The sequence below is a fragment of the bacterium genome (assembly GCA_014360495.1).
Taxonomy (GTDB): Bacteria; Armatimonadota; JACIXR01; order JACIXR01; family JACIXR01; genus JACIXR01.
This window is the reverse complement of sequence record JACIXR010000012.1, coordinates 65,984-74,380: the sequence shown is the minus strand read 5'-3', so window position 1 is coordinate 74,380 and position 8,397 is coordinate 65,984. Positions and strand designations below refer to the sequence as shown.

At 48.1% G+C, this 8,397-nt stretch carries 16 protein-coding genes; all 16 read left to right on the top strand.

From position 1 onward, the window contains the following. The coding region (gene tuf / locus H5T88_09935) for an elongation factor Tu (protein ID MBC7330661.1) at positions 1 to 207 on the top strand (207 nt) is incomplete at its 5' end. A 1-nt stretch (position 208) separates the two neighbouring features. After that, on the top strand, positions 209 to 517 hold the full coding sequence (gene rpsJ / locus H5T88_09930) for a 30S ribosomal protein S10 (protein MBC7330660.1): 309 nt from the start codon (positions 209 to 211) through the stop codon (positions 515 to 517). A gap of 9 nt (positions 518 to 526) precedes the next feature. After that, entirely contained in the window at positions 527 to 1,177 is a 651-nt protein-coding gene (gene rplC, locus H5T88_09925; GenBank protein MBC7330659.1) for a 50S ribosomal protein L3, read from the top strand. Between the two features lie 3 nt (positions 1,178 to 1,180). After that, positions 1,181 to 1,825: a 50S ribosomal protein L4 gene (rplD, locus tag H5T88_09920; GenBank protein MBC7330658.1), complete on the top strand. Its 645-nt coding sequence runs from the start codon at positions 1,181 to 1,183 to the stop codon at positions 1,823 to 1,825. Beyond that, positions 1,822 to 2,115, top strand: coding sequence for a 50S ribosomal protein L23 (gene rplW, locus H5T88_09915; GenBank protein ID MBC7330657.1), 294 nt, complete (start codon positions 1,822 to 1,824; stop codon positions 2,113 to 2,115). Before rplD ends, rplW begins: the two co-directional genes overlap by 4 nt. A gap of 18 nt (positions 2,116 to 2,133) precedes the next feature. Beyond that, positions 2,134 to 2,958 (top strand): 50S ribosomal protein L2, encoded by an 825-nt coding sequence (rplB, locus tag H5T88_09910; protein MBC7330656.1) that lies wholly within the window; start codon positions 2,134 to 2,136, stop codon positions 2,956 to 2,958. Between the two features lie 3 nt (positions 2,959 to 2,961). After that, the gene (rpsS, locus tag H5T88_09905; GenBank protein MBC7330655.1) at positions 2,962 to 3,246 is read left to right on the top strand and encodes a 30S ribosomal protein S19; all 285 of its coding nucleotides are present in this window, start codon (positions 2,962 to 2,964) and stop codon (positions 3,244 to 3,246) included. A gap of 11 nt (positions 3,247 to 3,257) precedes the next feature. Next, the gene (gene rplV / locus H5T88_09900) at positions 3,258 to 3,590 is read left to right on the top strand and encodes a 50S ribosomal protein L22 (protein MBC7330654.1); all 333 of its coding nucleotides are present in this window, start codon (positions 3,258 to 3,260) and stop codon (positions 3,588 to 3,590) included. A 2-nt stretch (positions 3,591 to 3,592) separates the two neighbouring features. Continuing rightward, entirely contained in the window at positions 3,593 to 4,270 is a 678-nt protein-coding gene (gene rpsC, locus H5T88_09895) for a 30S ribosomal protein S3 (protein ID MBC7330653.1), read from the top strand. Next, entirely contained in the window at positions 4,239 to 4,703 is a 465-nt protein-coding gene (gene rplP / locus H5T88_09890) for a 50S ribosomal protein L16 (GenBank protein ID MBC7330652.1), read from the top strand. Before rpsC ends, rplP begins: the two co-directional genes overlap by 32 nt. After that, positions 4,700 to 4,894, top strand: coding sequence for a 50S ribosomal protein L29 (gene rpmC, locus H5T88_09885; GenBank protein ID MBC7330651.1), 195 nt, complete (start codon positions 4,700 to 4,702; stop codon positions 4,892 to 4,894). The genes rplP and rpmC overlap by 4 nt, the downstream gene beginning before the upstream one ends. Beyond that, on the top strand, positions 4,891 to 5,163 hold the full coding sequence (rpsQ, locus tag H5T88_09880) for a 30S ribosomal protein S17 (protein ID MBC7330650.1): 273 nt from the start codon (positions 4,891 to 4,893) through the stop codon (positions 5,161 to 5,163). The genes rpmC and rpsQ overlap by 4 nt, the downstream gene beginning before the upstream one ends. Before the next feature lie 2 nt (positions 5,164 to 5,165). Further along, a complete protein-coding gene (gene rplN, locus H5T88_09875; protein MBC7330649.1) occupies positions 5,166 to 5,531 on the top strand; it encodes a 50S ribosomal protein L14 in 366 nt (121 codons plus the stop codon). Then, the gene (locus H5T88_09870) at positions 5,531 to 5,872 is read left to right on the top strand and encodes a 50S ribosomal protein L24 (GenBank protein MBC7330648.1); all 342 of its coding nucleotides are present in this window, start codon (positions 5,531 to 5,533) and stop codon (positions 5,870 to 5,872) included. Before rplN ends, H5T88_09870 begins: the two co-directional genes overlap by 1 nt. A gap of 1 nt (position 5,873) precedes the next feature. Beyond that, positions 5,874 to 6,425 carry a 50S ribosomal protein L5 gene (gene rplE / locus H5T88_09865; GenBank protein MBC7330647.1) on the top strand — a complete coding sequence of 184 codons (552 nt, stop codon included), beginning with the start codon at positions 5,874 to 5,876 and terminating at the stop codon, positions 6,423 to 6,425. After that, positions 6,422 to 8,395, top strand: a complete 1,974-nt coding sequence (locus H5T88_09860; GenBank protein ID MBC7330646.1) for an elongation factor G — start codon at positions 6,422 to 6,424, stop codon at positions 8,393 to 8,395. The genes rplE and H5T88_09860 overlap by 4 nt, the downstream gene beginning before the upstream one ends. The last annotated feature ends 2 nt before the right edge of the window (positions 8,396 to 8,397 follow it).

Genomic DNA, 8,397 nt, shown 5'->3' with positions numbered 1-8,397 from the left:
TACAAGCCCCAGTTTTACTTCAGGACGACAGATGTTACGGGGACGATAACCCTCCCTGAGGGGGTGGAGATGGTGATGCCTGGTGACAATGTGAATATGAGGGTAGTGTTGCAGAAGCCGGTGGCATTGGAGCCTGGGCTGCGTTTCGCTATAAGGGAGGGTGGAAAGACGATAGGCGCTGGCGTTGTGACGCAGGTGTTTGACTAATATGCCAGGGGATAGGATTAGGATAAAACTTAAAGGTTATGACCATCGCTTAGTGGATGAGTCCTCTAAGAGGATAGTGGAGACGGCAAGGGATACCGGCGCCAAGGTAGCTGGTCCCATTCCCTTGCCAACGAAGATAAAGCGATGGTGTGTTATCCGCTCCCCCTTTATAGATAAGACCTCAATGGAGCATTTTGAGATGAGGATACACAAAAGGCTCATTGATATAATAGAGCCTTCACCGAAGATTGTTGACGCTTTGATGCAGTTGGAGTTGCCAAGTGGCGTTGATATAGAGATTACCCTTTAGGTGAGTGAGATGAAGGCGATATTAGGAAAGAAAATAGGAATGATTTCGTATTTCACGAAGGATGGCGAAATGGTGCCTGTAACGGTTGTGCAGGCAGGTCCCTGTGTCGTTGTTCAGAAGAAGACCGTTGAAAGAGACGGCTACGAAGCTATACAGATAGGATTTGAGGAGGTTAAAAAGGAAAAATTAAACAAACCGTTGCTGGGTCATTTTGAGAAGGCTAAAGTCCCTCCCATGAGGTTCCTGCGAGAGATCAGAGGGAGATTTGATGACCTTGATGTGGGTAGCGAGATAAAAGTAGATATCTTTAGCCCTGGGGAGAAAGTGGATGTTGTGGGCATTTCCAAGGGAAAGGGGTTCGCAGGTGTTATGAAGAGGTGGGGCTTTAGCGGAGGTCCAGCTACGCACGGCTCAATGTCTCACAGGAGACCTGCTTCCGCGGGACCTCAGCAACCGCAAAGGATTATAAAGGGGAAGAGGATGCCCGGACATATGGGAGCGGAAAGGGTAACCGTGCAAAATTTGGAGGTCGTTGATGTCGACCCTGAAAAGAATCTCCTCCTCATAAAGGGAGGGGTGCCAGGGCGCAGAGGAAGCTTGCTATTGATTCGTCAGGCGATAAAATCTCAGAAACTCGTGCCAGCAGGGAAAGGTGATTAAACGATGCCTACGGTGGAACTTCTAAATCAAAAAGGAGAAGTTGTAGGTGAGCTCCAACTGAGAGAGGAAGTATTTGGTGTGGAGCCTAACCATACCCTCATGCATCAGGCTGTCTTGTCCTATCTTGCAAATCAAAGACAAGGCACCCACTCCACAAAGACGAGAGGAGAGGTAAGAGGTGGAGGTAGGAAACCTTGGAGGCAGAAGGGAACGGGAAGAGCGAGACAGGGATCAATCAGGGCTCCCCAGTGGGTAGGTGGCGGTGTTGTTTTCGGACCTCACCCAAGAGATTATTCATTCTATCTTTCTAAGGAGGAAAGACGAAATGCTCTTCGCTCTGCTTTGTCGGCGAAGTTAGCCGATGGGGAGATAAAGGTTGTGGAAGAGCTGAAAATTGAAGAACCAAAGACGAAGAGGATGGAGGAGATTCTCCGTACGTTGGGAATTGAAGGGGAAAACACACTGATTGTTACGGAGGAAAGAAATCCTATCGTCATACTATCTGCCCGGAACTTGCCCTATGTTGTAGGCGTGGTTGAAGCCAAGGACTTAAACACATACGATGTCCTTTCCGCTAAATATGTAGTGATGACCAAGAAGGCAGTGGAAAAAGTTGAAGAGAGATTGAAGGAGGAAGAGGAAGAATGAGGGATCCAAGGGATGTAATCATAAGACCGCTTATAACGGAGAAATCCCTTCGCCTGGCGAAGATGGGCAAATACTGTTTTGAAGTGGCGAAGGACGCCAATAAGCCCGAGATAAAGAGCGCGGTGGAGAGGCTCTTTAGGGTAAAGGTGGAAAAGGTACACACGATAAATATGAAGGGTAAGCCCAGGACAATGTTTTGGGGGAAGAGGACTACTGGGAGAACTAAGGATTGGAAGAAGGCAATAGTCACCCTCAAAGAAGGAAAGATAGATATCTTTGAGGGATTATGATAAGGAGAGTGTTGTAGGATGCCCATAAAGGAAGTCAAGCCAACATCTCCAGGAAGAAGGAACGCCAGCTTCCCAACATTTGAGGAGATAACGAAGAAGGAGCCCGAGAAATCTCTCGTCGTTCCTCTGAAGAAGACGGGAGGAAGAAATAATCAGGGAGTAATAACCGTCCGATTCAGAGGAGGAGGTAGCAAGCGCCTATATAGGATAATTGATTTTAAGCGGGACAAGGATGGAATTCCCGCTAAGGTAATAGCGATTGAGTATGACCCTAATCGCACCGCTTATATAGCGCTCCTCCAATATGCGGATGGTGAGAAAAGGTATATATTGGCTCCTCATGGATTGAAGGTAGGGGATACTGTGATGTCTGGACCCGATGCTCCTCAGAAGGTAGGGAATGCGCTTCCCCTCCGGAATATCGCTTTGGGAACTTTCATTCACGCGATTGAACTGGTTCCCGGTGGGGGGGCAAAGCTTGTAAGGGCAGCTGGGACAAGTGCCCAGTTGATGGCAAAGGAAGGGGATTATGCGCAGGTCAAGTTGCCTTCTGGAGAGATAAGATTAATACATCTTGATTGTAAGGCAACGATAGGGATAGTGGGGAACATAGACCACGAGAACATCAGGTTGGGCAAGGCTGGGAGGAGTAGGTACCTTGGGAGGCGTCCCCATGTCAGGGGTTCAGCTATGACTCCCAGGGACCATCCCCACGGTGGAGGAGAGGGTAAAGCTCCTATCGGAATGCCTCATCCCAAGACACCTTGGGGTAAGCCTGCGAGAGGGGTCAAGACGAGGCGCAGAAAGGTTACGGACAAATTCATCTTGCAGAGGAGGAAGTAAGATATGGGACGAAGCAAGAAGAAAGGTTACTTTGTTGATGCTCATCTTCTTGAGAAGCTACAAAAATACGATAAGGAGACGATAATAAAGACCTGGTCTCGCCGCTCCCATATCATTCCCGCAATGGTTGGGAGGACGATAGCTGTTTACAACGGGAAACGGCATATCCCAATTTATATAACTGAGAAGATGGTAGGGCATAAGTTGGGTGAATTCGTCCCTACCCGCACATTTAGAGGACATGGCGAGAGGAAGGAAGAAGAGGAAGGAAGGAGAGGTAGAGAATGAGAGAGTTAGGAATTGAAGCAAGGGCTATTGCAAGGTATGTGAGGATTTCTCCCCTGAAGGCAAGAAGGGTGGCTTCTTTACTGAAGGGGAAGAGCGTGCAGGAAGCCGAGGCTCTACTCGGGCTCCTTTCCACCAAGGCGGCGGCGATAATCAAGAATGTTCTCAAATCTGCCGTTGCTAATGCTACAAACAACCATAATATGAACCCGGATAGGCTGGTTGTTAAGAATGTGATTGTAGATATGGGTCCTTCTCTTAAACGGTTTAGACCTCGTGCTATGGGGAGGGCATATAGGATAAGGAAGCCCACGAGCCATATAACGGTTATAGTGGAGGAGGTGTAGATATGGGGCAAAAGGTAAGCCCGATAGCTCTAAGGTTAGGAATAAATAGGCAGCCTGATTCCCGCTGGTTCGCTACCGGTAAAAGGTATACGGAGTTATTGCGGGAAGATTTGATGATAAGGGATTTTTTGAAGAAGAACCTGCGGAATGCTGGAGTAAGTAGGATAATCATAGAAAGGACAAGCGATACTATAAATATAACAATCCACACCGCTCGTCCGGGAATAGTCATAGGAAGGGGTGGAAAGACGATAGAGGAGTTGGTTCGTGCTGTTTCGGATATGACGGGGAAAGAAGTGAAGATAAATGTGGAGGAGATAAGATTTCCCGAACTTGATGCCCAGATAGTAGCGGAGAATGTCGCTTCTCAGATTGAGAAGCGTGTGGCTTACAAAAGGGCTATGCGTCAAGCAGCTTTAAGGGCGATGAGGGCGGGAGCGGGTGGCATAAAGATAGAATGTTCAGGGAGGTTGGCAGGTGCGGAATTGGCTAGGGACGAAGCTGTTATGGAGGGAAATTTACCCCTCTCAACATTGGATGCGGATATAGATTATGGCTATGCTGTTGCCTTAACAAAGTATGGAACAATTGGTGTTCAAGTTTGGATTTATAGAAAGGGACAACCTGAGGAAAGGGAGGAGATAGAGTATGCCCCTGCAGCCGAAGCGGACGAAATATAGAAAACCACATCTTGGCTGGCTCAAAGGCAAGGCAACCAAAGGCACTACTCTTGCTTTTGGAGAGTATGGCTTGCGTTCACTTGAAACGGGATGGCTTTCAGCAAGAGCCTTAGAGGCTGCGCGTGTGGCCATCAGCCGGTATCTACAAAAGGGAGGAAAGGTATACCTCCGTGTTTTCCCCGATAGGGTGGTGACGAAAAAGCCAGCGGAAACGAGGATGGGAGGAGGTAAAGGGTCTCCGGATGAATGGGTGGCAGCTGTAAAAAGAGGGAGGATAATACTTGAGGTCGGGGGTGTAGATAGGGAAACTGCTTTGGAGGCTCTGCGGCTTGCCTCTTATAAGCTCCCTTTCAAAGTGCAAATAGTAGAGAAGGGGCAACAGGAAAAGAGTGAAGAAAAAAAGGAAGAAAAAGAGGAGGTCGCTACGAAATGAAAGCGGCGGAATTAAGGGAAAAAACAAACGAAGAGCTTCTACAGCTTTACTCCGAGCTGAAACAGGAGCTATTTAACCTTCGTATCCAGAGGGAGACAAAACAGCTTGCGAATCCCAAAAGGATGAAGATGGTTAGAAAGGAAATAGCTCGTATACTCACAATCTTAAGGGAAAGGGGGATAAAACTATGAGCACTATAATAGGTAAAGCGAGAGGAAAGAGGAAGGTTTTCAGAGGCGAGGTAGTGAGCGATAAGATGGACAAGACCATCGTTGTCGCTGTGACGAGGCTTGTCCGCCATCCTCTATATCCTAAGGTTATAAAGAAGACAACAAAATTCAAGGCGCATGACGAGTTCAACGAGGCTAAGGAAGGGGATATCGTAGAGATTATGGAAACGAGACCCCTCTCCAAGACGAAGCGCTGGAGATTGGTTAGAATTATTAAAAGGAGAGAGTAGAAATGATTAGACCATACACTCGTCTCACAGTTGCAGATAATACTGGCGCTAAAGTAGTTGAGTGTATCAGGGTCCTTAAAGGCAATGCTAAATATGGGAGAGTAGGGGATATCATCGTGGCTACCGTTAAGGACGCTATCCCTAACTCTCCCATAGAGAAGGGTACCGTTGTAAGGGCGGTCATAGTGCGCACCCGCGCTCCCATAAGGCGTCCTGACGGAACATGGGTAAAATTTGATGATAACGCCGTCGTCATCTTAGAAGAGGGGGGAGCACCGAGGGGGAGCAGGGTTTTCGGACCCGTTGCCAGGGAGCTGCGGGATAAAGGATTTACGAGGATAATTTCTCTTGCTCCGGAGGTAGTGTGATGAAAGCGAAAGTGAAGATTCCACGCTATAAACTGAAGAAAGGCGATATGGTAGAAGTAATAAGCGGTGTGGAGAAGGGGAAGAGGGGGACGATTATAAGGGTAATACCCGAGCGGGGAAGGGTCGTAGTGGAGGGTGTCAAATTGGTGAAGAGGCATATGCGTCCTTCTCAAAAGATGCCTCAGGGTGGAATAATGGAGAAGCCCGCACCTATCGCCATCTCAAATGTTATGCTTGTTTGTCCCCATTGCGACAAGAGGACTCGTCCACGGATGGTCTTTGTTAGAGATAAAAAGGCGAGAGCCTGTAGGAAGTGTGGTGAGTTGATAGATGAAGTCTGAGATGCCCCCTATGAAGGAGAGATACATTAAGGAGGTTGTCCCCGAGATGATGCGTATCTTCGGGTATAAGAACATTATGGAGGTGCCTCGCATAGAAAAAGTGGTTGTAAATATGGGGGTAGGAGAAGCAGTGCAAGACCCCAAGGAGATAGAGACCGCTAAAAAGGAATTAGCATTGATAACGGGGCAGACGCCTATGATTTGTAAAGCGAGGAAATCCATTTCCAGCTTCAAGCTGAGGAAGGGAATGCCAATAGGATGTAAAGCAACCCTCAGGGGAGACAGGATGTGGCATTTCCTCCAAAAGCTTTTTGCCATTGTATTGCCCAGGGTTAGGGATTTCAAGGGGCTCTCCCAGAAGATGGATGGGCATGGCAATTTCAGTTTGGGGCTTGACGAGCAGACTATATTCCCCGAGATAAATTTAGACCAAGTTGAGAAGATAAGGGGAATGAATATAACGATTGTAACCACCGCTAAAAGCGACATAGAAGGCAGGACATTGCTGAAGCTTCTTGGATGCCCATTTAGGGAGGAGGGTAGCAGAATATGAAAGAGTATACCACCCAAAATATAAGGAATGTCGTCTTCGTCGCTCATTCCGGGGCAGGAAAGACCTCCCTCATAGAGGCTATACTTTATAAGGCGAAGATGATAACTCGGATGGGAAAGGTGGAGGAGGGCAACACCGTAATGGATTACGAGCCGGAAGAGATACAGAGAAAGACATCTATAAGCCTTTCCCTTGCCTATCTTGATTGGAAGGGAACCAAGATAAACATAATTGATACCCCCGGCTACGCTGACTTCCAGGGAGAAGTAATGGGAGCGATGCGGGCTGCCGATGCCGTTGTCCTCGTAGTATGCGCTGCCTCGGGTGTGGAAATCGGGACAGAAAATATGTGGCGTCTTGCTCAGGAGAATTCGCTTCCCGTTTTGATAGTGGTTAATAAGATAGAAAGGGAGAATGCCGATTTCCCAAAGGTTCTTAATCAACTGCAGGAATCTTTCGGGAAAGGCGTGGTCGCTGTGGGTACCGTCGCGGAACGTCTCGTTGATGGCTATAGGGATAAGCTCTTGGAGGCAGTTGCTGATGTTAGCGATGTCTTGCTTGAGAAATATATTAATGAGGAGGAAATAGAGGATAGAGAGATAGAGGAAGCGCTCGTGGAAGGAGTGAAAGGGAGGCAGCTCTTCCCAGTCCTTGCGGTTTCGGCCTTTTCCGGTGAGGGAGTGGAGGAGTTTTTGAATGCAATCGTGAAGTATCTTCCCTCCCCTATGGATAGAGGGAGCATAAAGGGGATGGCGCCGGGGAATGGTGAAGAGATAGAAGTTAAGCCGAATGACGAGGAGCCTGTTTGTGCCTTCGTTTTCAAGACCGTTGCCGACCCGTATGTGGGTAAGCTCTCCTATGTGAGGGTTTTCTCTGGGCTTCTTTCCACTGATAGCACACTTGTCAATGTTAATAAAAATGTTCAACAGAAGGTCGGACAATTGTTCTTGCTTCTTGGAAAACAGCAACAACCTATTGGCAAAGTTCACGCAGGTGATATCTGCGCCATTCCCAAGCTCGCCGAGAGCTCAACAGGTGATACTCTTTGTCATCCCTCAAGGCTTGTAATGCTTCCTCCGATAAGCTATCCCGAGCCAGTATATCAACTTGCCATTGCTCCCAAGAGCCGCGAGGATGAAGAGAAGCTCACAATGGGTCTCAACCGTTTAACTGAAGAGGACCCATCTTTTCGATGGTGGCGTGATAACGAGATGAAGCAAACGATTATGGCGGGTATGGGCGACTTACACCTTGAGGTAACAATGGAACGTCTTAAGAGGAAGTTCGGGGTGGATGTGGAGTTATCTACGCCCAAGGTCCCTTATAGGGAGACGATAAGGCGTTCAGCGAGTGCAGAGGGCAAGTACATAAGGCAGACGGGTGGGCATGGTCAATATGGAGTGGTTTATCTCACTGTTGAGCCATTGGAGAGGGGAGCTGGTTATGAATTTGTGAACAAGATAGTCGGCGGAGCAATCCCTCGCCAATACATACCCTCTGTTGAGAAAGGGGTGCAGAAGGCTCTATCCGAGGGAGTTTTAGCTGGCTATCCGGTTGTTGATGTGAGGGTGACGCTTTACGATGGGAAATACCATGAGGTTGATTCTTCGGATTTGGCATTTCAAATAGCTGCAGCGATATCCTTCAAGAACGCTGTTCAGCAAGCTGACCCCGTTCTCTTGGAACCTATAATGAATGTCGTGGTTACGGTGCCGAAGATGTTTACAGGAGATGTTATAGGTGGGCTGAACAGCAAGCGAGGAAGGATAATCGGGATAGAATCAGAGTCCCCGTTAATTGACCGCATAATAGCGCAGGTGCCTATGGCGGAGATGCTCAAATACGCGATAGACCTGCGTTCCATAACGGGAGGGAGAGGAAGCTTCACTATGTCCTTCTCCCACTATGAGGAGGTTCCACCCCACATAGCGCAGCAAATAATAGAGAGCTCTCGTAAGGAGGAAGGATAGAT